General features: G+C 54.1%; 22 protein-coding genes and 2 pseudogenes. 13 read left to right on the top strand and 11 right to left on the bottom strand.

The features are described 5' to 3' along the window. Window positions 1–118 precede the first annotated feature (118 nt). From FE839_RS12970 to FE839_RS12950, 3 genes and pseudogenes are all read right to left on the bottom strand, one after another. Complete coding sequence (locus FE839_RS12970) at window positions 119–1,234, bottom strand: 1-propanol dehydrogenase PduQ (protein WP_138361220.1); 1,116 nt, start codon at window positions 1,232–1,234, stop codon at window positions 119–121. 930 nt (window positions 1,235–2,164) lie between these two features. Next, window positions 2,165–2,425 (bottom strand): hypothetical protein, encoded by a 261-nt coding sequence (locus tag FE839_RS12955; RefSeq protein ID WP_138361217.1) that lies wholly within the window; start codon window positions 2,423–2,425, stop codon window positions 2,165–2,167. Between the two features lie 33 nt (window positions 2,426–2,458). Next, window positions 2,459–3,664 (bottom strand): annotated as a pseudogene (locus tag FE839_RS12950) (DNA cytosine methyltransferase); the annotation flags it as partial. Here FE839_RS12950 and FE839_RS24875 point away from each other — a divergent pair. Then, window positions 3,628–3,714: pseudogene (locus tag FE839_RS24875) on the top strand (hypothetical protein); the annotation flags it as partial. The pseudogenes FE839_RS12950 and FE839_RS24875 sit on opposite strands and share 37 nt — an antisense overlap. A gap of 119 nt (window positions 3,715–3,833) precedes the next feature. Here the strand turns inward: FE839_RS24875 and icd are convergent. After that, window positions 3,834–5,084 (bottom strand): NADP-dependent isocitrate dehydrogenase, encoded by a 1,251-nt coding sequence (icd, locus tag FE839_RS12940; protein WP_138361216.1) that lies wholly within the window; start codon window positions 5,082–5,084, stop codon window positions 3,834–3,836. Between the two features lie 233 nt (window positions 5,085–5,317). Between icd and rluE the strand changes: the two genes are divergently transcribed. The 8 genes from rluE to FE839_RS12900 all read left to right on the top strand — a co-directional run bounded on the left by rluE (window position 5,318) and on the right by FE839_RS12900 (window position 13,250). Further along, window positions 5,318–5,968, top strand: a complete 651-nt coding sequence (gene rluE / locus FE839_RS12935) for a 23S rRNA pseudouridine(2457) synthase RluE (protein WP_138361215.1) — start codon at window positions 5,318–5,320, stop codon at window positions 5,966–5,968. Between the two features lie 21 nt (window positions 5,969–5,989). Then, window positions 5,990–6,448, top strand: a complete 459-nt coding sequence (locus FE839_RS12930; protein ID WP_138361214.1) for an NUDIX hydrolase — start codon at window positions 5,990–5,992, stop codon at window positions 6,446–6,448. Window positions 6,449–6,504: 56 nt separating this feature from the next. Further along, a complete protein-coding gene (mnmA, locus tag FE839_RS12925; protein ID WP_138361213.1) occupies window positions 6,505–7,611 on the top strand; it encodes a tRNA 2-thiouridine(34) synthase MnmA in 1,107 nt (368 codons plus the stop codon). A gap of 59 nt (window positions 7,612–7,670) precedes the next feature. After that, window positions 7,671–8,312: a high frequency lysogenization protein HflD gene (gene hflD / locus FE839_RS12920; protein WP_138361212.1), complete on the top strand. Its 642-nt coding sequence runs from the start codon at window positions 7,671–7,673 to the stop codon at window positions 8,310–8,312. Between the two features lie 3 nt (window positions 8,313–8,315). Beyond that, on the top strand, window positions 8,316–9,686 hold the full coding sequence (gene purB, locus FE839_RS12915) for an adenylosuccinate lyase (RefSeq protein WP_138361211.1): 1,371 nt from the start codon (window positions 8,316–8,318) through the stop codon (window positions 9,684–9,686). A 218-nt stretch (window positions 9,687–9,904) separates the two neighbouring features. Continuing rightward, window positions 9,905–10,579 (top strand): two-component system response regulator PhoP, encoded by a 675-nt coding sequence (gene phoP / locus FE839_RS12910; RefSeq protein ID WP_138361210.1) that lies wholly within the window; start codon window positions 9,905–9,907, stop codon window positions 10,577–10,579. Then, window positions 10,576–12,042 (top strand): two-component system sensor histidine kinase PhoQ, encoded by a 1,467-nt coding sequence (phoQ, locus tag FE839_RS12905; protein ID WP_138361209.1) that lies wholly within the window; start codon window positions 10,576–10,578, stop codon window positions 12,040–12,042. Before phoP ends, phoQ begins: the two co-directional genes overlap by 4 nt. A gap of 86 nt (window positions 12,043–12,128) precedes the next feature. Next, a complete protein-coding gene (locus tag FE839_RS12900; protein ID WP_138361208.1) occupies window positions 12,129–13,250 on the top strand; it encodes a ribosomal protein uL16 3-hydroxylase in 1,122 nt (373 codons plus the stop codon). A gap of 111 nt (window positions 13,251–13,361) precedes the next feature. Here the strand turns inward: FE839_RS12900 and FE839_RS12895 are convergent, their stop codons facing one another. After that, window positions 13,362–13,853 (bottom strand): REP-associated tyrosine transposase, encoded by a 492-nt coding sequence (locus FE839_RS12895; protein WP_138361207.1) that lies wholly within the window; start codon window positions 13,851–13,853, stop codon window positions 13,362–13,364. A gap of 278 nt (window positions 13,854–14,131) precedes the next feature. Beyond that, window positions 14,132–15,361, bottom strand: a complete 1,230-nt coding sequence (gene pepT / locus FE839_RS12890; protein WP_138361206.1) for a peptidase T — start codon at window positions 15,359–15,361, stop codon at window positions 14,132–14,134. A gap of 257 nt (window positions 15,362–15,618) precedes the next feature. Here pepT and potA point away from each other — a divergent pair, with 257 nt between their 5' ends. Genes potA through potD form a run of 4 tightly spaced genes read left to right on the top strand, consistent with a single transcriptional unit; the run spans window position 15,619 to window position 19,421 of the window. Then, a complete protein-coding gene (gene potA, locus FE839_RS12885) occupies window positions 15,619–16,755 on the top strand; it encodes a spermidine/putrescine ABC transporter ATP-binding protein PotA (RefSeq protein WP_138361205.1) in 1,137 nt (378 codons plus the stop codon). After that, complete coding sequence (gene potB, locus FE839_RS12880; RefSeq protein WP_138361204.1) at window positions 16,739–17,596, top strand: spermidine/putrescine ABC transporter permease PotB; 858 nt, start codon at window positions 16,739–16,741, stop codon at window positions 17,594–17,596. Before potA ends, potB begins: the two co-directional genes overlap by 17 nt. After that, window positions 17,593–18,378, top strand: coding sequence for a spermidine/putrescine ABC transporter permease PotC (potC, locus tag FE839_RS12875; RefSeq protein WP_138361203.1), 786 nt, complete (start codon window positions 17,593–17,595; stop codon window positions 18,376–18,378). The genes potB and potC overlap by 4 nt, the downstream gene beginning before the upstream one ends. Then, window positions 18,375–19,421, top strand: coding sequence for a spermidine/putrescine ABC transporter substrate-binding protein PotD (gene potD, locus FE839_RS12870; protein WP_138361202.1), 1,047 nt, complete (start codon window positions 18,375–18,377; stop codon window positions 19,419–19,421). The genes potC and potD overlap by 4 nt, the downstream gene beginning before the upstream one ends. A 60-nt stretch (window positions 19,422–19,481) precedes the next feature. Here potD and cobB read toward each other — a convergent pair whose 3' ends face one another. Genes cobB through lolC form a run of 5 tightly spaced genes read right to left on the bottom strand, consistent with a single transcriptional unit; the run spans window position 19,482 to window position 24,424 of the window. Next, window positions 19,482–20,312: a Sir2 family NAD+-dependent deacetylase gene (gene cobB / locus FE839_RS12865; RefSeq protein WP_138361201.1), complete on the bottom strand. Its 831-nt coding sequence runs from the start codon at window positions 20,310–20,312 to the stop codon at window positions 19,482–19,484. A 14-nt stretch (window positions 20,313–20,326) separates the two neighbouring features. Next, window positions 20,327–21,238, bottom strand: coding sequence for an N-acetylglucosamine kinase (nagK, locus tag FE839_RS12860; RefSeq protein ID WP_138361200.1), 912 nt, complete (start codon window positions 21,236–21,238; stop codon window positions 20,327–20,329). Between the two features lie 48 nt (window positions 21,239–21,286). Beyond that, entirely contained in the window at window positions 21,287–22,531 is a 1,245-nt protein-coding gene (gene lolE, locus FE839_RS12855) for a lipoprotein-releasing ABC transporter permease subunit LolE (RefSeq protein ID WP_138361199.1), read from the bottom strand. Then, window positions 22,531–23,232 carry a lipoprotein-releasing ABC transporter ATP-binding protein LolD gene (lolD, locus tag FE839_RS12850; RefSeq protein WP_138361198.1) on the bottom strand — a complete coding sequence of 234 codons (702 nt, stop codon included), beginning with the start codon at window positions 23,230–23,232 and terminating at the stop codon, window positions 22,531–22,533. The genes lolE and lolD overlap by 1 nt, the downstream gene beginning before the upstream one ends. Further along, window positions 23,225–24,424 carry a lipoprotein-releasing ABC transporter permease subunit LolC gene (gene lolC / locus FE839_RS12845; RefSeq protein WP_138361197.1) on the bottom strand — a complete coding sequence of 400 codons (1,200 nt, stop codon included), beginning with the start codon at window positions 24,422–24,424 and terminating at the stop codon, window positions 23,225–23,227. Before lolC ends, lolD begins: the two co-directional genes overlap by 8 nt. Between the last annotated feature and the right edge of the window lie 28 nt (window positions 24,425–24,452).

Raw genomic sequence — 24,452 nt, 5'->3', positions numbered from 1 at the left:
ACGACCTGAAAAAGAGGAATAAAACGATCTTCAGAATATTCAGTCCTGAATTGTGCTTTTTGCCGTCACGCAGGACTTTTTTGACTGTCCGGTATTCACAGGACAAACTTATCCAGATTTACCCGACAATTTGCGTCAGTAGCTGGTCCACATCTGCGGCCCCTGGCTGGCAGGGATTTGACGTGGTACATCCATCGGCTAACGCCGCATTAATCAGCGGCTGACGTAAAGATTCGAAATCCGTCAGATCTTTACCCAGCTCCCGCAATGTGGCAGGAATCCCGAAATAGCGATTAATCTCGTGAATGCTGTTGATCAGTGCCCGGAGGGTTTGTTCCGCCGTGGCAGCCTGAATACCCATGATGCTGGCGCATTTTAAATAACGCGGAATCGCTTGTTCGGCATGACTGGCGTTCCAGGCAATAACGACAGGCAGCAACATGGCGTTGATCTTGCCATGCGGTATATGCAGCATGCCGCCAATGGCATGCGCCATGCCGTGCACCAGCCCCAGGCCTGCGGAATTAAACGCCATGCCGGCCATGCAGGACGCGTTGTGCATATGGGTGCGTGCCTGAATATCTTGTTCATTGCGGAAAACCACGGGAAGGTATTGCCATGTCAGGGCAATCGCTTTTTCCGCCAGCGCGTCGCTGAAGTCATTTGCGCCAGAGGAGACCAACGCTTCAATGGCATGCGTCAGCACATCCATGCCCGTATCGACCGCCACTTGCCGGGGAACAGACAGCACCAGATGCGGGTCAAGGATGGCATAATCGGGCACCAGTTCGTCGGCAATCAGCGGATATTTTCGCCCATTTTGTGGATCGGAAATAATTGCATAGGAGGTGACTTCCGAACCGGAACCGCTGGTGGTGGGAATAGCAATAAGCGCAATCGCATGGTCCGGGAAATACTCTTCCAGCGTGGCTTTAATCCCTTTTGCGGCATCAAGTGAAGAACCGCCGCCCAGCGCAATAATGACATCCGGCTTAAATGTTTTAAATTGGGCGGCCCCCGCTTGCAGGATTTCAACGCTGGGATCGGGTTTCACGTCGCTGAAAATAGACACGGAAGCCTGCGGCATCTCATTAATCAGATAGCGGGTTTTACCCGAAGTCGCCATAAAGCTGTCAGTGACAATCCCAACCCGTTTATGATCTAACTGACGTAATGCCTTAATAGCATCTTCGCCAAAATAGACTTTCGGAATAGAAAAAAAATAGTTCGCCATCTCTCGACTACCTTATCCCTTAATACTGAGCGTCGGTGGGTAAACGCCGATCGTTAAAAGAGACCTGATGGTGTCATATGAGGCATAAAAATGGGCTGACCATGTTTGTGCACTGGCAGGATTATGTTGCTGTCGTCTCCGGCGGCTGACAAAAAAATACAGAGGTGACATCAGTAAAAATCCACCTATTGAAGAGGTGGCTTTAAATGGGGCCCCCTGGAAGGGGGCCTCAGACTGCTGAAGCGGGTTTAATCATTAAGAGCATCGCGCCCGGGCTTTAATCTCTTGTCTTCCCATACCGTGGTACCTGCGCTGATGACCACACATCCAGCAGGAGCACGGACATGGTGTATGGTATACCTTACCAAATGCAACTGGCCCACCAGAATACGCATTGCGGTAATGTCTGCGTTTTGATTTAAGTCTTGCAGCATGATGTCGGCGCAGAGCGCGCTTTTGTGATTTCATAACAGAACTCCGTAAATTTTATCGGAGCGGCCACACCTTCGTATAGCCGCCTGAACGGGAGCTCTGAATAGATTATTTTTCTCATTCTATAAATTTGGCATCAAAATATTTTGGACTAAAAACAGCCACATTGGGTTAGTTTACGGACGTGGATGCATCTTTCGCCACCGCTTCCAGAAACCATATTCTTGCCTAATATTGTTCTCGCAAGTAAGCCTTCCATACTTCGTTGTCGGTGGGTTAGCGATGATGCTCTCCAGCGATTCTCCAGCGTCAAGACGAGCATAAATTTTGTAATCGGCCGCATTCGGATTTTTTGGTTCTGCCTTTCCAACACTCATAAGTCCTCCTGACACTCAATGATACGTGTTCTCTGATGTTATGGAGAGCACATCGGCGTAAACAAATATTATTAGGCCGAGATCTATTTCAATTTATCCGCAATACCATATTTGGACATGATTAGGGTTCGCATTTCCAGATAGTATTTTGCACACCACTACCTTTCGGTAAGTTCGGATTCATATTTGCGCTATGCACATACACAGCTTTCGACTTGCCATACTGCTGACATGCCTTAACAGCTGTGCCATGTAAGCTATCCAGCCCATACCAGGCATCGGACTGAATACTGACCTTTTCACCATCGTTATATTGGACTGCCGCACACCCTGACAGCATTCCTATGATCGTAATGCCCATCATCAATTTAATATTTTTCATTGTTCCCCCACAATTACTGAGGGGGATTATAGGTTAAGCAGCCAAATCTTTCGACTGGCATATTTCCGGCAAATTTGCGCGTACAAGTGCTTCCGCGAACGGCGGAGGGACGGCGTTTCCGCAGCGCGCGACCTGCTTATCTTTGGCGTACTTCACGCCGCGGTAGTCCTGGTCGATGATGTACCACTCGGGGAATCCCTGCGCGCGGTATAGCTCATGCGGCTGAAGCATGCGCATGTCGATATCAACGATGCGGTAAGTCACTCCGCCAATTTCCACCAGCCCGGTGCATTCCTCTCCGCAGTATTCTTGCAGGAACGCCAGCACCTGCTGCGCTCGCTCTTCGTCGTAGTCCTCGACCGCCAATGTCGTTTTAACCTCACCGACATGCTGGCCACCAGCCGTAATTGTCGGCATCGGCTCGTCAGTGCGCTGGCCGTCGCGGCAGGTACCGCGCAATTTGACCAGATGAGAAGCAACCACAGCATGGTGATTTCCTGTCGTAACTGTATGCGCAGGGGAATCCACGGAACCGCCGGGATGGCCGGTATTGTTCACCATAAGATGCGCAGCTACCACCGCGTGATGGTCTACAGTCGTTACTGAATGAGCTGGCTCATTCAGCCCTACGCCCGCCCCGGTATAGTTCCCGCCGTAGTGTTTCGCCAGGAATGCAGATACCAGTTGCGATTTACCGCCGCCGCCCGCGGTGATTGTTGCGCTGGGCTCGTCGGCGCAGTGGCCTACACTGGCACCAAACTGCCGGGCGATAACTGGCGCAATAACGCACGCATGATTCGTATTGCACAGGGTGTGCATCGGGCTTTCCATACTGCGGGGCTTCGCCGAATACTTTGGCCCACCGGCCCCAACAATAAACGGCGTCAGCGCTGCCTCAACGATGCCGAGGGCATGACCATTCCCGCCCGGGAGCGCCGACGTGCCAGCGGTTACAGTCGGTACTGGTTCGGTGACTTCCTGCCCTGTTGCACCGGTACGGAATTTTGTCAGGTGAGGTACCGCGATTGCGTAGCCATGGGTTTTCGTAATCGTCTGCAGCGGTTCATCCAGCGACTGTCCCCGGAAACAGTCATATTTCCCTTTTGTCGTGGTGTGATTGCACTTCACGATAAACGGCGATGCGCTTTCGATAACGAAACGCTGAATGCCGCGCGCAATACGTTTCAGGGTGTTGACCGCCAAAGGAACTGCCAGGACATAAATCTCAACAGCAGACAGATCGCTACCATGATGATCGTGGAAAGGACTGGACCACTGTCGCCATTTAGAATTTTTAGGGATGGGGGTTTTGATAATTTATTTTGATAAAATTTTGATAACTCTTCCAATAAAAATAATAACAACGGGAACTATTAAGTTCCCGTTGTTTTTCAAGCAAAGATTTGGATTACATGTTTGCGATAATCGCGTCGCCAAACTCGCTACATTTCAGCAGCTTCGCGCCGTCCATCAGACGTTCAAAGTCATAGGTCACGGTCTTGGCGGCAATCGCGCCTTCAGTGCCTTTAACGATTAAGTCTGCGGCTTCGAACCACTGCAGGTGGCGCAGCATCATTTCAGCGGACAGGATGATAGAGCCTGGGTTCACTTTATCCTGACCGGCATATTTCGGTGCCGTACCGTGGGTTGCTTCGAACAGTGCGCACTCGTCGCCGATATTCGCGCCCGGGGCGATACCAATACCGCCGACCTGTGCCGCCAGGGCATCAGAGATGTAGTCACCGTTAAGGTTCATACAGGCGATAACATCATACTCAGCCGGGCGCAGCAGGATTTGCTGCAGGAAGGCATCGGCGATAACATCTTTCACCACAATCTCTTTCCCGGTGTTCGGGTTTTTAATCTTCAGCCACGGGCCGCCGTCGATCGGTTCACCCCCGAACTCTTCGCGTGCCAGCTGGTAGCCCCAGTCTTTGAACGCACCTTCGGTAAACTTCATGATGTTGCCTTTGTGCACCAGCGTCAGCGAATCGCGATCGTTGGTGATCGCGTATTCGATAGCGGCGCGAACCAGACGTTTGGTACCTTCTTCAGAGCATGGCTTGATACCGATACCGCAATGTTCCGGGAAGCGAATTTTCTTCACGCCCATTTCATCACGCAGGAATTTAATCACTTTATCGGCTTCAGCAGAATCCGCTTTCCACTCAATACCGGCATAGATGTCTTCCGAGTTTTCGCGGAAGATAACCATATCGGTCAGTTCGGGGTGTTTAACCGGGCTCGGCGTTCCCTGATAGTAGCGTACCGGACGCAGACAAACGTAGAGATCCAGCTCCTGACGCAGGGCAACGTTCAGGGAACGAATGCCGCCGCCGACCGGCGTCGTCAGAGGGCCTTTAATAGCAACACGATATTCACGAATCAGATCAAGCGTTTCGGCGGGCAGCCAGACGTCCTGGCCATAAATCTGGGTCGATTTTTCGCCGGTGTAAACTTCCATCCAGGAAATTTTACGCTCGCCTTTATAGGCTTTCGCAACGGCAGCATCAACCACTTTCAGCATTGCCGGCGTGACGTCAACACCGATTCCGTCGCCTTCAATGAACGGGATAATCGGATTGTCAGGAACGTTCAGCTTGCCATTTTGTAGGGTGATTTTTTGACCTTCCGCCGGAACTACTACTTTGCTTTCCATTAACCTCTCCTTCGAGCGCTTCTGGTTCTGCTCTTCCCTCTTCACGCCAGCCGGGCGTTGGCTTTATCCGCCCCTCCCGCTATCGGAATGTTCCGCTAACCGAAGATGTCGCGTCCTTGTCGCCTTCCTGCGATGCGAATCGGTGTGAGCAACTTTTGTTAATAATTTGTAATGGGCATGTCGATACTACCTGAATGTTTGCGTCCATGAAAGGCATTCGTAATTAGGCTATAATGCGGCAATTGACAGAGTCTGAAAATACCATGCAAAAAACTTCATTTAGAAAACATCGCGTTGAGCGATTCAGCCGCCGACAAGTCACCAGACAAAATAGAGAACGCCAAGTAAAAACCGTGATCTTGTTCAATAAACCATATGATGTGTTGCCGCAATTTACCGATGCATCCGGACGCCGAACGCTAAAAGATTTTATTCCCGTCAGCGGAGTCTATGCCGCAGGCCGCCTTGATCGCGACAGCGAAGGTTTGCTGGTGCTGACCAACGATGGCGCGCTGCAGGCGGCGCTCACCCAGCCAGGTAAACGTACGGGTAAAATTTATTACGTTCAGGTTGAGGGAGAACCCACACCTGAGGCGCTGGCTGCACTACGGGACGGCGTCACGTTGAATGATGGCCCGACCCTGCCGGCAGGCGTTGAATGGGTGGAGGAACCTGCATGGCTGTGGCCGCGTAACCCGCCGATCCGCGAGCGAAAATCCATTCCTACCCGTTGGCTGAAAATCACCCTTTACGAAGGGCGCAACCGCCAGGTAAGGCGTATGACCGCGCATGTCGGCTATCCGACGCTGCGCCTGATTCGCTATGCCATGGGCGGCTATACGCTGGATGGGCTGGTCAACGGCGAATGGCGCAAAAGCGAATAACAACCTTCATAAGGAAAAACGATGTTTAAACCACACGTTACCGTTGCCTGCCTGGTGCACGCAAAAGGCAAATTTTTGATCGTTGAAGAAACCATTCATGGTAAAGCGCTATGGAATCAGCCTGCGGGTCATCTCGAAGCCGATGAAACCCTGGTACAGGCCGCAGAACGCGAGCTTTGGGAAGAGACCGGCATTCGCGCCACGCCGCAGCATTTTATTCGCATGCATCAGTGGATCGCGCCGGATCGCACTCCTTTTTTGCGTTTCCTTTTTGCTATCGAGCTTGACGCTATGTGCGCAACCGAACCGCACGACAGCGATATCGATCGCTGCCTGTGGCTTAGTGATGAGGAAATTCTTAACGCAACAAACCTGCGTTCCCCCCTGGTTGCCGAGAGTATTCGCAGCTATCACCAGGAACCACGTTATCCGTTGTCATTGATCGGGGAATTTAACTGGCCGTTCACAGGGGGTGCCTGAACGGTTGGCGCGTGCTAGAATACGCCGCCTCGAAGTTGAATGTAGTGAGTATTCCAATGTCAGAAAGCCAGAAAAAAGTGATCGTCGGCATGTCCGGCGGGGTTGATTCCTCCGTTTCCGCCTGGCTGCTGCTCCAGCAAGGGTATAAGGTGGAAGGCCTGTTCATGAAGAACTGGGAGGAGGACGACGGCGAGGAATACTGTACCGCTGCAGCCGATCTTGCCGACGCCCAGGCCGTCTGCGATAAGCTCGGGATTGAACTTCACACCGTTAACTTTGCCGCAGAATACTGGGACAACGTATTCGAACTGTTCCTCGAAGAATATAAAGCCGGACGCACGCCGAACCCGGATATTCTGTGCAACAAAGAGATTAAATTTAAAGCCTTCCTCGAATTTGCCGCAGAAGACCTCGGCGCCGACTACATCGCCACCGGCCACTACGTGCGCCGTGCCGATGTGAACGGCAAGAGCCGGTTGCTGCGCGGCCTCGACGGCAATAAGGACCAGAGCTATTTCCTTTACACCCTGAGCCACGAGCAAATCGCGCAAAGCCTCTTCCCGGTCGGCGAACTGGAAAAACCGCAGGTACGCAAAATTGCCGAGGATCTGGGCCTGGTCACCGCGAAGAAAAAAGACTCGACCGGTATCTGCTTTATCGGCGAGCGGAAATTCCGCGAGTTTCTCGGCCGCTACCTGCCCGCTCAGCCCGGTAAAATTGTCAGCGTTGACGGCGACGAACTTGGTGAACATCAGGGGCTGATGTACCACACGCTGGGTCAACGCAAAGGGCTGGGTATCGGCGGCATTAAAGACGGCGGCGAAGATCCGTGGTATGTGGTCGATAAAGACGTGGAAAACAATATTCTGGTTGTGGCTCAGGGCCATGACCATCCGCGCCTGATGTCCGTCGGACTGATCGCCCAGCAGCTTCACTGGGTCGATCGCGAGCCGCTAACCGGAACGCTGCGCTGTACGGTAAAAACCCGCTATCGCCAGTCTGATATTTCCTGCACCGTAAACGCGCTGGACGATGACCGCATCGAAGTGATTTTTGATGAGCCGGTTGCGGCGGTCACGCCAGGCCAGTCAGCGGTTTTCTATCGCGATGAAGTCTGCCTTGGCGGCGGTATTATTGAACAACGCTTGCCTCTGCAGGCCTGACAGACATTTTTGCCGCCGAACGCCTCAGTCAGGCGAGCGGCGGTTTACAAGGAGAATGTGTGGCGAAGAATTATTATGACATTACGCTGGCGCTGGCCGGAATTTGCCAGGCCGCGCGGCTGGTTCAGGAACTGGCGCATCAGGGACATTGTAACAACGATGCCCTGCATGTATCGCTGAACAGCATCATCGACCTCGACCCGGCGTCAACGCTGGCGGTGTTCGGCGGCAGTGAAACCAATCTTCGCCTCGGGCTGGAAACCCTCCTCGGCGTGCTGAATACCAGCAGTCGCCAGGGTATGAACGCGGAACTCACCCGCTATACTTTAAGCCTGATGGTGCTGGAGCGTAAGCTTGCCGCCAACAAAAAGGCTATGGATACCCTTGGCAACCGTATCTGTGGCCTGCGCCGTCAACTGGAGCATTTCGATCTGCAATCTGAAACGCTGCTCAGCGCGATGGCGGGCATCTATGTTGATGTGATTAGCCCGCTGGGCCCGCGAATTCAGGTCACCGGTTCGCCAGCCGTGCTACAAAGCCCTCAGGTACAGGCAAAGGTGCGCTCAGCCCTGCTGGCGGGCATTCGTTCCGCCGTGCTCTGGCACCAGGTGGGCGGTGGACGCCTGCAGCTCATGTTTTCTCGTCATCGTCTGGTTAACCAGGCAAAACAAATTCTTGCTCATTTAACCCCGGAGTTTTGATCTATGGAATTATCCTCACTGACCGCCGTTTCCCCAGTCGACGGCCGCTACGGCGACAAAGTCAGCGCGCTGCGCGGTATCTTCAGCGAATTCGGCTTGCTGAAATTCCGTGTTCAGGTAGAAGTACGTTGGCTGCAAAAACTGGCCGCGCACGCAGCGATCAAGGAAGTTCCTGCTTTTGCTGCCGACGCAAACGGTTACCTCGATAAAATCGTCGCCGATTTCAGCGTAGAAGATGCAGAACGCATCAAAACTATCGAACGTACCACTAACCACGACGTGAAAGCGGTTGAGTATTTCCTCAAGGAAAAAGTCGCCGACGTCCCTGAACTGCATGCGGTCTCCGAGTTTATCCATTTCGCCTGCACCTCCGAGGACATCAACAACCTGTCCCATGCGCTGATGCTGAAAACCGCCCGCGATGAAGTGCTCCTGCCCTGGTGGCGCAAGCTGATCGACGCAGTTAAAGATCTCGCGCAGCAGTATCGCGATATTCCGCTGCTCTCCCGCACTCACGGTCAGCCGGCAACGCCGTCCACCATGGGTAAAGAGATGGCAAACGTCGCTTACCGTATGGAACGCCAGTACCGTCAGCTGAATCAGGTTGAAATTCTTGGCAAAATCAATGGCGCGGTGGGTAACTACAACGCCCATATCGCCGCTTACCCGGAAGTGGACTGGCACCAGTTCAGCGAAACGTTCGTGACCTCGCTGGGCATCCAGTGGAACCCGTACACCACGCAGATTGAGCCGCACGACTATATCGCCGAACTGTTCGATTGCGTTGCGCGCTTCAACACCATTCTGATCGATTTCGATCGTGACGTATGGGGCTATATTGCGCTCAATCATTTCAAACAGAAAACCATTGCCGGCGAAATCGGTTCCTCGACTATGCCGCATAAAGTTAACCCGATCGACTTCGAGAACTCCGAAGGCAACCTCGGTCTGGCCAATGCGGTCATGCAGCATCTGGCGAGCAAACTGCCGGTTTCCCGCTGGCAACGCGACCTTACCGACTCCACCGTACTGCGTAACCTCGGAGTAGGTATTGGCTATGCGCTGATCGCTTATCAGTCCACGCTGAAGGGAGTAAGCAAGCTGGAGCTGAATCAGGATCGTCTGCTGGATGAACTGGATCATAACTGGGAAGTTCTGGCGGAACCTATTCAGACCGTGATGCGCCGCTACGGCATCGAGAAGCCGTATGAGAAGCTGAAAGAACTGACCCGCGGCAAGCGCGTTGACGCGGAAGGTATGCAGCAGTTCATCGACAGCCTGGCGCTGCCGGAAGATGAGAAAGTTCGCCTGAAAGCCATGACGCCAGCCAACTATATCGGTCGCGCGATTACCCTGGTTGACGAACTGAAGTAATTCCCCTTCCCCTCTTCCCGCCCGGGAAGAGGGGCCTGCTGGTCAACGCCTGTTCGATATAGGTTCTGCACGGAAAGCGTCTCAGAGATGCAGCGCCTGACGTGTGGCGGATTAATCTGCTGAATAAAGCGCGCTGCCGTTCGGTTTATACAATGTTTATCCCCATAACCGCAAATCAGCGTTAAACTATTCAAATCACAATGAAATGGAGAACTGGCATGCGCGTACTCGTGGTTGAGGACAACGCTCTGCTGCGCCATCATCTGAAAGTTCAGCTACAAGAGCTGGGCCATCAGGTCGATGCGGCGGAAGACGCAAAGGAAGCGGATTACTATCTGGATGAACACGTTCCGGATATCGCCATCGTCGATCTTGGCCTGCCTGATGAAGACGGACTTTCCCTGATCCGCCGCTGGCGCAGTCATGACGTTTCGGTGCCGGTGCTGGTGCTGACCGCACGCGAAGGCTGGCAGGATAAAGTCGAAGTTCTGAGCGCCGGGGCCGATGATTACGTCACCAAGCCGTTCCATATCGAAGAGGTTGCCGCCCGCATGCAGGCGCTTCTGCGGCGTAATAGCGGCCTGGCATCGCAGATTATCTCTATTCCGCCTTTCCAGGTGGATTTGTCGCGCCGGGAGCTTTCAGTTAACGGTCAGCCAATCAAACTGACGGCGTTCGAATACACGATTATGGAGACCCTGATCCGTAACCGGGGTAAAGTTGTCAGTAAAGATTCGCTGATGCTGCAACTCTATCCCGATGCCGAACTGCGGGAAAGCCACACGATTGATGTCCTGATGGGGCGATTGCGCAAAAAAATCCAGGCCGAATATCCGCAGGATGTCATTACGACAGTGCGCGGCCAGGGCTATCTGTTCGAACTGCGCGGATGAAAGGGCTGATGCGGCATATTTTGCCGTTGTCGCTACGCGTCCGCTTTTTGCTGGCGACGGCCGCCGTGGTTCTGGTGCTGTCGCTATCTTATGGCATGGTCGCGCTGGTTGGTTATAGCGTAAGCTTCGATAAAACCACTTTCCGCCTGCTGCGCGGCGAAAGTAACCTGTTTTATATGCTGGCGAAGTGGGAAAACGATACCATCGTCGTTGATATTCCCGAAAATCTCAATATGCAAAGCCCGACGGTAACGTTGATTTACAACGCCAACGGCCGTCTGTTATGGGCGCAACACGATGTCCCCTGGCTGACAAAACGCATTCAGCCGGAATGGCTTAAAAACAACGGCTTTCATGAGATTGAAACTGACATCAGTAAGAGCAGTATGTTGCAGCACAACAATCATGAAATTCAACAACAGTTGGACGCTATTCGTGAAGAGGGTGACGATACCGAAATGACCCATTCGGTCGCGATCAATATCTATCCGGCGACCAGCACAATGCCGCAGTTGAGTATCGTCGTTGTCGACACTATTCCCGTGGAGCTTAAGAACTCCTATATGGTGTGGAGCTGGTTTATCTACGTGCTGGCAGCCAACCTGCTGCTGGTCATCCCGCTGTTGTGGGTCGCCGCGTGGTGGAGTTTGCGTCCTATTGAGTCGCTGGCTAAAGAAGTACGTGAACTGGAAGAGCATCACCGTGAAATGCTCAACCCGAACACGACCCGCGAGCTTACGCGACTGGTCAGCAACCTAAACCGCCTGCTGAAAAGCGAGCGTGAGCGCTATAACAAATACCGTACGACGCTGACCGATCTCACTCATAGTCTGAAGACACCGCTGGCGGTCATGCAAAGTACGCTGCGTTCCATGCGCGGCGGGAAGCTTGGCGTCAACGAGGCAGAGCCGATAATGCTGGAACAGATTAGCCGTATTTCACAGCAAATCGGTTATTATCTGCACCGCGCCAGCATGCGTAGCGGCCGCTCACTGCTCAGCCGTGAACTGCACCCTATTGCCCCGCTGCTCGACAACCTGACTTCTGCGCTGAATAAAGTCTATCAGCGTAAAGGGGTGAACATTACTCTTGATATATCGCCGGAAATCAGTTTTGTTGGCGAAAAGAATGACTTTATGGAAGTCATGGGCAACGTGCTCGATAACGCCTGCAAATACTGTCTGGAGTTTGTGGAAGTCTCTGTGCGTCAGACCAACGACAACGCCCTGCATATTCTGGTTGAAGATGATGGTCCGGGGATCCCGCAAAGTCTGCGCAATGTGGTGTTTGACCGTGGCCAGCGCGCCGATACCCTGCGCCCCGGTCAGGGCGTGGGGCTGGCCGTCGCGCGTGATATCGTTGAACAGTACGATGGTCGTATCCTTACCGAAGAGAGCTTACTTGGCGGCGCCTGCATGGAAGTTATTTTTGGCCGCCAGTTCCCGGAAGATAAAGAGAGCTAAACCAGCCCGTTTTTTAACGGCGCCTGCATCATGCCAGGGCTCTATCCGTTATAATCCCTGACAGACACCTGCTATGGAATATAAATATGGATTATCAATTAACGCTTAACTGGCCCGACTTTATTGAACGCTACTGGCAAAAACGCCCGGTGGTCCTGAAGCGGGGCTTTACCAATTTCGTCGATCCGTTAAGCCCGGACGAGCTGGCAGGACTGGCTATGGAGAGCGAAGTCGACAGCCGCCTCGTCAGTCATCAGGACGGTAAATGGCAGGTCAGTCACGGTCCGTTTGAGAGCTACGATCATCTGAGTGAGAATAACTGGTCGTTACTGGTACAGGCGGTAAATCACTGGCACGAACCGACGGCGGCGCTCATGCATCCTTTCCGCGCCCTGCCCGACTGGCGCATTGACGATTTGATGATCTCCTTTTCCGTTCCCGGCGGTGGCGTCGGCCCGCATCTCGATCAATATGATGTGTTTATTATTCAGGGCACCGGCCGCCGCCGCTGGCGCGTAGGCGAGAAAGTGCCGATGAAGCAGCACTGCCCGCATCCGGACCTGCTGCAGGTCGACCCGTTTGACGCCATTATTGATGAAGAGATGGAGCCGGGGGATATTCTTTATATTCCGCCAGGATTCCCGCACGAAGGCTATTCGCTGGAGAATTCGCTTAACTATTCGGTTGGCTATCGCGCGCCTAACGCCCGCGAGCTGTTCAGCGGCTTTGCCGATTATGTTCTGCAACGGGAACTGGGTAGCCAGCGCTATGCCGATCCCGATGTGCCGTCGCGCGATCATCCGGCAGATATTCTGCCATCAGAGCTGGATCGCCTGCGCGATATGATGCTGGACTTAATTAACCAGCCGGAGCACTTTACGCAGTGGTTTGGCGAGTTTATCACCCAGTCCCGTCACGAACTGGATGTTGCGCCGCCCGAACCACCGTACCAGCCGGATGAGATATACGATGCCCTGCAGCAGGGGGATACACTCTCGCGCCTCGGGGGGCTGCGCGTGCTGCGCATTGATGGCGAGGTGTTCGTCAATGGCGAAAAAATTAACTCTCCGCACCGCCCGGCCCTTGATGCGCTGGCAACCCACCTGACGCTGAAAGCTGAACACTTCGGCGATGCGCTGGAAGATCCGTCCTTTCTCGCCCTGTTGGCCGCGCTGGTCAACAGCGGCTATTGGTTCTTTGGGGACTGAGGCATCCGTATCTGTTTTGCCCGGTGGCGGCTGGCGCCTTACCGGGCCTGTGGGATAAACTCCGGGTTAGGTTTGGTAGGCCGGGTCAGGCGTAAGCCGCCACCCGGCGTTCTATCTGCGCTCGCCAGCGTTAAAATCGACAACATCCCCTGCCCAATCAGCCGGATACAATCCCGTACGCACATCGCGATGAAAAGTTGAATACGGCCAGTCAATAACCCGCTTTACGTAGCCATGCTTCACCGGATTGATATAAACGTAATCCATATGCCGTCGGTAATCGTCTTCGCTGCGGATCGTATGTTCCCAAAAACGAGGCTGCCAGACCTGACGCATTCCCAGATCGCGGGTGAACGTTTTTTTAATATCCCGCCAGCGTCCCGAATAATCAGTATCACCTTCCGGCAACGTCCAGATACAGTGCATATGCTCGGGTAAAATAACCCAGGCATTAATCAGAAAGGGATTTTTGCGTTTAATGAGGGCTGTCACAACACGAAGTTGATCCATATGACGAGTCAGAAGATCGCTTTGGCGGTTTTGCAAATTGACAGTAAAGAACCAGGTGCCGCCGGGAATATAACTACGGCGATAATTTGACATCAGAGGTTCCCTCCTCTCCAGCAGATACGGCGGCTTTGAGTGCTGAGTCGTCAGTTCGCCCGGTGGAGACTCGCGCCTTACCGGGCCTACAAAAGCGCACTGCGGTTTATGTTGCGGACTCTCCGTTTTGCCCGGTGGCGGCTAACGCCTTACCGGGCCTACAAAAGCGCACTGCGGTTTATATTGCGGACTCTTCGTTTTGCCCGGTGGCGGCTGGCGCCTTACCGGGCCTGCGGGAAGCATGGGATAAGCACAGCGCAAGCCGGTGAAAACAACCGTCACTCGCCTCGTTTTGCCGTCAGTTCGGCAATGCGCACAATCACCTGCACCGCTTTCTCCATGCCTTCCAGAGTCACAAACTCATGCTTGCCGTGGTAGTTATAACCGCCGGTAAACAGATTCGGACACGGTAACCCCATAAACGAGAGCTGCGCGCCGTCGGTGCCGCCGCGAATTGGCTTCATCTCCGGCTCAATCTGGCAGTCAACCATCGCCTGACGGGCAATCTCCACCACATGTGGGTGCGCCATCACCTTCTCATGCATATTGTAATAACTGTCCTCAATCACCAGTTCAATATAGCAATCCGGGTGTAACCCTTTGCCGACTTTTTTGGCAATCTCCATCATTTTTCGCTTGCGGGCCTCAAACTGCTTACGGTCAAAATCGCGAATAATATAGTGCATATCGGCCCGGTCGACCGTGCCTTTGATACTGGCCAGATGATAGAAGCCCTCGTAACCTTCAGTGGTTTCCGGCGCTTCATCGGCAGGCACCTCGGCATGAATGCGCGCCGCCAGCGACAGCGCATTGACCATCACCCCTTTCGCCGTGCCGGGGTGAACATTGTTACCGACAATTTTAATGGTCACCGACGCGGCGTTAAAGTTTTCGAACTCCAGCTCGCCGACACCGCCGCCATCCACGGTATAGGCCCAGCGAGCGTCAAACGCGGCAACGTCAAAATGCTTCGCCCCTTTGCCCACCTCTTCATCCGGAGTAAAGGCCACCCGGATATCGCCGTGGGGAACGTTTTTCGCCTTTAACGTCGCCAGCGCGGTCATAATTTCAGCGATCCCCGCTTTATCATCAGCGCCAAGTAGCGTTTTCCCCTCGGTGGTAATCAGGGTCTGACCGAGCAACTGATGCAGAACAGGAAACATCACCGGTGAGAGCACCTCATCACCGATCCCAAGAGCGATATCGCCGCCGCGGTAGTTTTCTACGATCTGCGGATTGACGTTCTTGCCGCTAAAGTCAGGCGACGTGTCAACGTGGGAAATGAAGCCAATGGGCGGAATATCGCCCGCGACGTTGGCCGCCAGGGTGCCCATGACCGTCCCTTTCTCACTTAGCGTCACATTGACAAGTCCCATTTCTTGCAGCTGAGTCTGAAGCAGACGTAATAGTTTCCACTGCCCTTCCGTGCTCGGTACCTGACGCACGCCGGGCTTCGACTGCGTGTCCAAAGAAACGTACTGTAAAAAACGCTCAAGCAATTTATCCATGTAGCCACCCTCTTCTCTTGTGACAACATTATTGATAAGCCGGACAAGACAAATATTGCGTCAGGTCATTTTTAGCCCGGCAAATGAGAATTTAATACATTTCGCACAATAATGTTGTAAAGGTCGGTCATCATGGTGCATCAATCATTGGCGATTATAGACGTTTGCCGTAGAATGCGGGCCCTTATTATTCTATGCGCAACCCCAAAGGTGGTTAACCACAAACCCCGCATCGGTCAGCTTTCCGTTGCGTCTACATGGGACAGAGTCAAAAATTGAATATGCAACCGCGTTCGCGTGCGCCGCTGGTTCAACTGGCGGAAATTAGCAAAAGCTTTGATGGTAAAACGGTAATATCCAACCTCAATCTGACCATCAACAACGGTGAGTTTCTCACCCTGCTTGGCCCCTCCGGCTGCGGTAAAACCACCGTTCTTCGTCTTATTGCCGGGCTGGAAAATGTCGATAGCGGCCGAATCCATCTCGAAGATCAGGATATCACCCAAATCCCGGCGGAAAATCGCCATGTCAACACCGTATTCCAGAGCTACGCCCTGTTTCCGCACATGACGGTATTTGAGAACGTCGCGTTTGGTCTGCGTATGCAGAAAACTCCGGCGGCGGAAATCACCCCGCGCGTCCACGAGGCCCTGCGGATGGTGCAGCTTGAAGCGTTCGCCCAGCGTAAGCCGCACCAGCTCTCCGGCGGGCAGCAGCAACGTGTGGCGATTGCCCGGGCCGTGGTCAACAAACCCAGCCTGCTACTACTTGATGAATCGCTCTCCGCCCTCGATTACAAACTGCGCAAGCAGATGCAAAACGAGCTCAAAGCACTGCAGCGTAAACTCGGTATCACCTTCGTCTTTGTCACCCACGATCAGGAAGAGGCACTGACCATGTCCGACCGTATTGTGGTAATGCGCGATGGCAAAATCGAGCAGGACGGTACGCCGCGCGAAATCTATGAAGAGCCGAAAAATCTGTTTGTCGCCAGCTTTATTGGCGAAATTAACATCTTCAGCGCCACGGTCATCGAACGTATTGACGAACAGCGGGTCCGCGCCAGCGTTGAAGGCCGCGAATGTAATATTTACGTCAACTTCGCCGTTGAAAAAGACCAGCGCCTTAACGTCTTACTGCGCCCGGAGGACCTGCGCGTCGACGAGATCCATCACGCGAATGAAGCCGATGGCCTGATCGGCTATATCCGCGAACGCAACTATAAAGGCATGACGCTGGAGTCGGTGGTCGAACTGGAAAACGGCAAGATGGTGATGGTCAGCGAATTCTTTAACGAAGACGATCCCGATTTTGACCACTCTCTCAATCAGAAAATGGCGATTAACTGGGTAGAAAGCTGGGAGGTTGTGCTGGCCGATGAAGAACACAAGTAAATTCCAGAGTGTGGTGATCGCCACTATCGTGGGCTGGCTTGTGCTGTTTGTCTTTCTGCCCAACCTGATGATCATCGCTACCAGTTTTCTGACCCGCGACGATGCTAATTTCGTCAAACTGGTCTTTACGCTGGACAACTACGCGCGCCTGCTCGACCCGCTCTATTACGAGGTACTGCTGCACTCGTTAAATATGGCTCTGCAGGCGACGCTGGCCTGCCTGGCGCTGGGCTATCCTTTCGCCTGGTTTCTGGCAAGGCTGCCGGAGAAAGTGCGCCCCCTGATGCTGTTTCTGCTGATCGTACCGTTCTGGACCAACTCGTTGATTCGTATTTATGGACTAAAGATTTTTCTCAGCACCAGAGGTTATCTCAACGAATTCCTGCTGTGGCTGGGCGTTATTGATACACCAATACGCATCATGTACACCCCTTCAGCGGTGATTTTAGGTCTGGTCTATATTCTGCTGCCGTTTATGGTGATGCCGCTCTATTCCAGCATTGAAAAGCTCGATCGTCCGCTGCTGGAAGCAGCAAAAGATTTGGGCGCCAACAAGCTGCAAACCTTTATCCGCATTATCATTCCGCTGACCATGCCGGGAATTATTGCCGGCTGCCTGCTGGTGATGCTCCCGGCAATGGGGCTGTTCTATGTTTCCGACCTGATGGGCGGAGCGAAAAACCTGCTGATTGGTAACGTGATTAAGAGCCAGTTTCTTAACATTCGCGACTGGCCGTTCGGCGCGGCAACCAGCATTACGTTAACGCTGGTAATGGGCCTGATGTTGCTGATTTACTGGCGCGCGGCGCGTCTGCTTAATAAAAAGGTAGAGCTGGAATGATCGGTCGACTGCTGCGCGGCGGCTTTATGACCGCCATTTACGCGTATCTCTATATTCCCATTATTATTCTGATCGTTAACTCTTTTAACAGTTCGCGATTCGGCATCAACTGGCAGGGCTTCACCGCCAGGTGGTATAGCCTGCTGATAAACAACGACAGCCTGTTGCAGGCGGCGCAGCACTCGCTGACCATGGCGGTGTTGTCGGCAACTTTCGCGACGCTTATCGGCTCCCTGACCGCCGTAGCGCTGTATCGCTATCGCTTTCGCGGCAAGCCGTTCGTTAGCGGGATGTTATTTGTAGTGATGATGTCACCGGATATCGTGATGGCCATTTCGCTTCTGGTGCTGTTTATGCTGATCGGTATTCAACTGGGCTTCTGGTCGCTGCTGTTTTCGCATATTACTTTCTGCCTGCCTTTCGTGGTGGTCACGGTGTTTTCGCGCCTGAAAGGCTTTGATGTGCGAATGCTGGAAGCTGCGAAAGATCTCGGCGCCAGCGAGCTGACTATTCTGCGGAAAATCATTTTTCCGCTGGCGCTGCCCGCTGTGGCTGCGGGCTGGCTGCTGAGCTTTACCCTGTCGATGGACGACGTGGTGGTCTCGTCGTTCGTTACCGGGCCGGGTTATGAGATCCTGCCGCTAAAAATTTATTCAATGGTCAAAGTTGGGGTATCGCCAGAGGTTAATGCGCTGGCGACCATTCTGTTGGTTCTGTCGCTGGTGATGGTTATTGCCAGCCAGTTAATTGCACGTGATAAAACTCAGGGGACGTTAAAATGAAAAAATGGTCGCGCCACCTGCTCGCTGCAGGCGCTCTGGCAATCGGGATGAGCACCGCGCATGCGGACGATAGCAAAACGCTCTATTTCTACAACTGGACCGAGTATGTTCCGCCAGGCCTGCTGGAACAGTTCACCAAAGAGACCGGTATCAAGGTTATCTATTCGACCTACGAGTCAAACGAAACCATGTACGCCAAGCTCAAAACCTACAAAAACGGCGCCTATGACCTGGTGGTGCCTTCCACCTATTTTGTCGATAAAATGCGCAAAGAGGGCATGCTACAGAAGATCGATAAAAGCAAGCTGACCAACTTCGGCAATCTCGATCCGCAAATGCTCAATAAACCCTTCGACCCGAATAACGACTACTCGATTCCCTACATTTGGGGCGCCACAGCGATTGGCGTTAATAGCGATGCTATCGACCCGAAGACCGTGACCAGCTGGGCCGACCTCTGGAAGCCGCAGTATAAAAATAGCCTGCTGCTGACCGATGACGCACGCGAAGTGTTCCAGATTGCGCTGCGTAAACTGGGCTATTCCGGCAATACCACCGATCCAAAAGAGATCGAAGCGGCTTATAACGAGCTGAAAAAGCTGATGCCAAACGTAGCGGCGTTCAACTCCGATAATCCGGCGAACCCGTATATGGAAGGCGAAGTGAATCTCGGCATGGTATGGAACGGCTCCGCCTGGGTCGCGCGCCAGGCCGGTACGCCGCTGGAAGTGGTGTGGCCGAAAGAAGGCGGTATTTTCTGGATGGATAGTCTGGCGATTCCGGCCAACGCCAAAAACGTCGACGGCGCGCTGAAGCTGATCAACTTCCTGCTGCGTCCGGAAATCGCCAAACAGGTAGCAGAAACTATCGGCTACCCGACGCCAAACCTTGCCGCGCGTAAAATGCTGAAGCCGGAAATCGCCAACGATAAATCGCTCTACCCTGATGCCGCGACCATTCAAAAAGGCGAATGGCAGAATGACGTCGGCAGCGCCAGCGCCCTGTACGAAGAGTATTATCAGAAGCTGAAAGCGGGTCGCTAGTTACCGGCAAAATCTGCGCGAAAGGCTCACGCCCTTCGCGCCTAAAAGCGCGTTGTGTGGTTACCCGGCTATCTCTTTCAGCAGTTTATCCACATAACGCGGTACTTCCTTGCTCGCCAGGCCGTAATGCTTCTCTTCAAACTCGCTGCCCACCTGGCTTGGCTCAAGATTTAGCTCAACCGTATGGGCGCCCTGCAGCCGCGCTTCATGAACAAAGCCTGCCGCCGGATAGACGTGCCCGGAGGTGCCGATGGCAATAAAAATATCAGCTTCGGCCAGCGCCAGATAAATTTCATCCATATCCAGCGGCATCTCTCCAAACCACACTACATGCGGACGCAGCGGCGCCGGGAACTGGCAGCAGTGGCACTTGTCATCCGCCGTCACATCGCCGGTCCACTCCAGTACCTGTCCGCTCCACGAACAGCGCACCTTCAGCAGCTCGCCGTGCATATGAATCACCCGACGGTTGCCGGCGCGTTCATGCAGATTATCGATATTCTGGGTGACCAGCAGAAAACGGTCACCCAGCGCCTCTTCCAGCCGCGCCAGCGCCTGATGCGCCGCGTTAGGCACGATATCCGGGCTTTGCAACTGGCGACGACGAGCGTTGTAAAACGCCTGCACCAGCGCCGGGTCGCGAGCGAAGCCTTCCGGCGTCGCCACATCTTCAACCCGATGCTCTTCCCACAGGCCATCGGCGGCGCGGAAGGTTTTAATTCCCGATTCCGCCGAAATACCCGCCCCGGTCAGCACCACTACTCTTGGTTTTTCCATCGTTGCTAAAGTCTCCTTATCTTCGCCGAAAAAAATCCGCTGACGCAGACGGTCATGTAACCGACGTTTGTTGCGGCGAAATCGACTTAATCGATGTAAGCGGCGCGACTGCATAGCTACCTCTGTCATTAATGAGTCAGATGAAGAAAAGCCGCTCCGCGCATGCCGCCGGCATCACCATGACGCGCACGCTCTATACGCGGCGCGCTGGCGACCGGAAGCAAATGTCGCGGCAGGCGCTGCGCCAGTCCTTCTGTAATTGCAGTAAAGTTAGACAATCCTCCGCCAAGCACCAGCAGATCCGGGTCGACAATGGTTAAAATATTTCCCAGGCAGACCGCCAGCAGGTCGAGATAGCGCTCAACGTGCTCATGTGCTTTTGCGTCCCCCTGCTGCCAGAGTGCAACAATCTCTGGCGAGGTGAAGGATTGTTGATAAAAATAGTCGTACAGCCAGGCGAAACCACGGCCAGAAAGGTAATTTTCAATGCAGCCCAGTTGACCGCAGCCGCAGCGGACCAGTGGAAAATCACGTCCTACCACGTCCAGCGCATCTACCGGCAGACGGATATGACCAAACTCGCCGGTGATATAGTGATGCCCGGTAATCGATTTACCGTTAAGCACCAGACCACCGCCGACGCCGGTGCCAAGAATCAGCCCCATTACCAGCGGATACCGGGCAAATTCATCATCCCAGGCTTCGGAGAGCGCAAAACAGTTAGCATCGTTATCCAGACGCGCGTCGCGCCCCAGACGTTCGCTCAGATCGGCCCGCAATCGCCTGCCGCTGGCCGCGGGCACATTAGCGGCATACAGCGTGCCATCTTCCGTTTCCGGCATTCCAGGAATACCGATTCCCACCGAACCCTGGCAGCCAAAACGCTGGTCGGCCTCCTGAACCAGCGCTTCTATCGCCTGTAAAAATGCCTCATAGCTCGCTTTCGGCGTGGCGACGCGTTTTTCCCACCGTAGTCGCCGCGCTTTATCAAAAACGCCTAACGCTATCTTGCTGCCGCCAATGTCAAATCCATAGTACATTTCAGCAATTCCTCTTGAGTCGTCAGCAACGCTGACGATGACGATAAATTACTGGCCGCTCAGCACCCTCGCCGGGTCAATACGGCTGGCGCGGCGGGCGGGATACCAGCTGGCCAGCAAACTCAGCAACAGTGCCGTCACCAGCACGTAAACGACATCCAGCCAGTGCAGTTCAGACGGCAGGAAGTCAATAAAATAGATGTCGCCGGAGAGGAATTTATGCCCGATCACAGCCTCAATACCGTTAATCATCGCCGTCAGATTAAGTGCGGAGATAACGCCAATCGCTGCGCCAATCAGGCTCCCTACCGAACCGGCAAGTAAACCATACCATACGAAAATCGCGCGGATCAGGCCGTCTTTCGCGCCAAGCGTTCGCAACACCGCAATGTCGCCGCTTTTATCTTTCACCGCCATCACCAGGGTAGAGACGATGTTAAAGCAGGCGACGCCAATCACCAGCACCATCGCCAGATACATAATGGCGCGGATCATTTGAATATCGCGATACATATAACCATAGGTGCCTATCCAGCTCTTGATGTACACATAATTGTTGGTCACTTCGCCGGCATCGCGCACCAGCGTATTGGCATGGAAGACGTCAGTCACTTTAATGGCGATACCGGTTACGCTGCTGCCCATATCAAGATACTGCTGCGCATCCTGCATCGGAATCATGGCAAAACTATGATCGAGCTGGCCGCTAAGTTGCAAAATACCGGTGACATGAAGTCTGACACGCTTTGGCTGCAGCAGCTGATGCTCAGCGTCGGCGTTGGGGATCATGATGGAAATCCAGTCGCCCTGCTTAACATGCAGCGCGTCGGCGACGCCTTTACCAAGGATCACCTGCTGTTCACCGGCTGTAAAGCTGGCCCAGGCGTTATTCTGCACAAAATGGGGTAATGCGCTGAGGCGACTCTCCTGCTGCGGATCGACGCCTTTCACCTGAATTGCGCGCATGTTACTGCCGCTCTCCACCAGTCCGGTGAAGTTGATATAGGGGGCGGCAGCAACAATACCTTTCACCTTTTCAACCCTGGCGAGCGCATCCTGCCAGTTATTCCACGGCTGCTTAACCGGTTCAATTTCGCCGTGCGGCACGACCGCCAGAATGCGGTTGTTCAGCTCGCGCTCAAAGCCGTTCATCGCGCTCAGGCCAACAATCAGCACCGCGACGCCCAGCGCGATGCCGATGGTGGAGATAACCGAAATCAGCGATACCATCCCGCCGCGCCGCCGTCCACGGCTAAAGCGCAGGGCAATCAATAACGATAACGGAGAAGCCATTACTCGGCCCCCATCAGGGAAAGGGTATCGGTCAGACGCCCGTCGCGCATCTCCAGCTGACGACCCATGCGTTTTGCCAGTTGCAGATCATGGGTAACCACCAGAAATGCGGTGCCCTGCGCCGCATTCAGTTCACCGAGCAGTTGAAAAATACTGTCGGCATTACGGGCATCAAGGTTACCGGTAGGTTCATCCGCCAGCACCAGACGCGGTTTATTGACCAGCGCGCGCGCAATGGCGGCCCGCTGGCGCTCACCGCCTGAAAGCTCGGACGGGCGGTGAGCGCTGCGGTGCTCAAGCCCGACGGCGTGCAGCATCGCTTTCGCCTGACGCTCAATCTCCGCCGCTTTCTGCTTACCAATCAGCAGCGGCATCGCCACGTTTTCCAGGGCGGTAAAATCGGGCAGCAGATGGTGAAACTGATAGATAAATCCCAGTTCACGGTTGCGCAGGTCAGCACGGGCGGCGGCAGAGAGCTGGCTCATCGGCTGGCCGGAAAAGATAACATCGCCGGCGGTCGGCGTATCCAGCCCGCCAAGCAGATGTAACAGCGTACTCTTGCCGGAACCGGAGGAACCGACAATCGCCATCATCTCACCCTCTTCAATGCTGAAGCTGACATTATGCAACACGTCGGTGTGTACGGTGCCTTCCTGATAGCGTTTGCACAGGTTGTCGCATTGCAGCAGGATCTTATTCATAACGTAAAGCCTCAGCGGGTTGAGTGGCGGCAGCGCGCCATGAAGGATACAACGTAGACAGTAATGCCAGGACCATCGCCACCAGGGCAATCACAATCACCTGCAGCGGCTCAATAGCCACCGGCAGCGCGGCACCGTCAAGAAACGCGCCGATAATCGGCATCAGATTATTTAACTGGCTGGCAAGCAGCGTACCGAGCCCGGCGCCCAGCAGCGCGCCGACGATGCCAGCGCTGGCCCCCTGGACCATAAAGATCAGCATAATCTGCCGCGGCGTCAGGCCCAGAGTCTGCAAAATCGCCACTTCTCCCTGTTTCTCCATCACCATCATTCCCAGCGAGGTAATGATGTTAAACGCGGCAACGGCGACGATCAGGCTCAACAGCAGGCCCATCATATTTTTTTCCATCCGTACGGCCTGAAACAGTTCGCCCTTACGCTCGCGCCAGTCCTGCCATTTGGTGCCTGCCGGCAGCGTCTGCTGGCTCAGGGTATCGACCTGTAAAGGATGACTCAGCCACAGACGCCAGCCGGTAATATTACCCAGCGGGTAACGCATCAGGCGCGAGGCGTCGTCAATATTGGTCAACATCTGATAGCCATCGACTTCACTGTTGGCAGCAAAGGTGCCGATCACATTAAACAGACGCTGGCTGGGAACCCGCCCCATCGGCGTGAACTGGCTGGCGGAAGGCACCATCACGCGAATCTGGTCGCCGCGATTAACCCCCAGTTGCCCTGCCAGTTGCTCACCGAGGATCACGTTATATTTTCCTGGCTGCAGATCGCTCTGCTTCACGTTAACCAGATATGGCGTCAAAGGATCTTTTTGGGCCGGATCGATCCCCAACATCACGCCAACCGCCACGCTGCGGGCGCTTTGCAGCACCACATCGCCGGTGGTTAACGGCGCAATACGGGTAACACCCTGTAATTTAACGGCGCTTTCCGGTAGCTTCTGCGGGTTCAGGGACCCATTCTGGGCGCTAAGAATGGCCTGCGGCATCAGCCCCAGGATGTTATTTTGCAGTTCACGTTCAAAGCCGTTCATCACCGACAAAACGGTGACCAGCGCCATCACGCCAAGCGTAATGCCAATGGTCGAGAGCCAGGAGACGAAACGACCGAAGCGGTCGGCTGCGCGGCCGCGCATATAGCGGAGGCCGATAAAAAGTGCGGCAGGTTGATACATGTAATCCATCTGATTGCTGATAGCCGAT

The organism is Klebsiella indica (assembly GCF_005860775.1).
Lineage (GTDB): Bacteria > Pseudomonadota > Gammaproteobacteria > Enterobacterales > Enterobacteriaceae > Klebsiella > Klebsiella indica.
This window is presented reverse-complemented; position numbering and strand designations above follow the sequence as displayed.

What these genes read in the sequence shown, in the direction of transcription:
- FE839_RS12970 (WP_138361220.1), bottom strand. Translation starts at nt 1,234, where the DNA reads ATGGCGAACTATTTTTTTTCTATTCCGAAAGTCTATTTTGGCGAAGAT.
- FE839_RS12955 (WP_138361217.1), bottom strand. Translation starts at nt 2,425, where the DNA reads ATGAAAAATATTAAATTGATGATGGGCATTACGATCATAGGAATGCTG.
- icd (WP_138361216.1), bottom strand. Translation starts at nt 5,084, where the DNA reads ATGGAAAGCAAAGTAGTAGTTCCGGCGGAAGGTCAAAAAATCACCCTA.
- rluE (WP_138361215.1), top strand. Translation starts at nt 5,318, where the DNA reads ATGCGGCAATTGACAGAGTCTGAAAATACCATGCAAAAAACTTCATTT.
- FE839_RS12930 (WP_138361214.1), top strand. Translation starts at nt 5,990, where the DNA reads ATGTTTAAACCACACGTTACCGTTGCCTGCCTGGTGCACGCAAAAGGC.
- mnmA (WP_138361213.1), top strand. Translation starts at nt 6,505, where the DNA reads ATGTCAGAAAGCCAGAAAAAAGTGATCGTCGGCATGTCCGGCGGGGTT.
- purB (WP_138361211.1), top strand. Translation starts at nt 8,316, where the DNA reads ATGGAATTATCCTCACTGACCGCCGTTTCCCCAGTCGACGGCCGCTAC.
- phoP (WP_138361210.1), top strand. Translation starts at nt 9,905, where the DNA reads ATGCGCGTACTCGTGGTTGAGGACAACGCTCTGCTGCGCCATCATCTG.
- phoQ (WP_138361209.1), top strand. Translation starts at nt 10,576, where the DNA reads ATGAAAGGGCTGATGCGGCATATTTTGCCGTTGTCGCTACGCGTCCGC.
- FE839_RS12900 (WP_138361208.1), top strand. Translation starts at nt 12,129, where the DNA reads ATGGATTATCAATTAACGCTTAACTGGCCCGACTTTATTGAACGCTAC.
- FE839_RS12895 (WP_138361207.1), bottom strand. Translation starts at nt 13,853, where the DNA reads ATGTCAAATTATCGCCGTAGTTATATTCCCGGCGGCACCTGGTTCTTT.
- pepT (WP_138361206.1), bottom strand. Translation starts at nt 15,361, where the DNA reads ATGGATAAATTGCTTGAGCGTTTTTTACAGTACGTTTCTTTGGACACG.
- potA (WP_138361205.1), top strand. Translation starts at nt 15,619, where the DNA reads ATGGGACAGAGTCAAAAATTGAATATGCAACCGCGTTCGCGTGCGCCG.
- potB (WP_138361204.1), top strand. Translation starts at nt 16,739, where the DNA reads ATGAAGAACACAAGTAAATTCCAGAGTGTGGTGATCGCCACTATCGTG.
- potC (WP_138361203.1), top strand. Translation starts at nt 17,593, where the DNA reads ATGATCGGTCGACTGCTGCGCGGCGGCTTTATGACCGCCATTTACGCG.
- potD (WP_138361202.1), top strand. Translation starts at nt 18,375, where the DNA reads ATGAAAAAATGGTCGCGCCACCTGCTCGCTGCAGGCGCTCTGGCAATC.
- cobB (WP_138361201.1), bottom strand. Translation starts at nt 20,312, where the DNA reads ATGCAGTCGCGCCGCTTACATCGATTAAGTCGATTTCGCCGCAACAAA.
- nagK (WP_138361200.1), bottom strand. Translation starts at nt 21,238, where the DNA reads ATGTACTATGGATTTGACATTGGCGGCAGCAAGATAGCGTTAGGCGTT.
- lolE (WP_138361199.1), bottom strand. Translation starts at nt 22,531, where the DNA reads ATGGCTTCTCCGTTATCGTTATTGATTGCCCTGCGCTTTAGCCGTGGA.
- lolD (WP_138361198.1), bottom strand. Translation starts at nt 23,232, where the DNA reads ATGAATAAGATCCTGCTGCAATGCGACAACCTGTGCAAACGCTATCAG.
- lolC (WP_138361197.1), bottom strand. Translation starts at nt 24,424, where the DNA reads ATGTATCAACCTGCCGCACTTTTTATCGGCCTCCGCTATATGCGCGGC.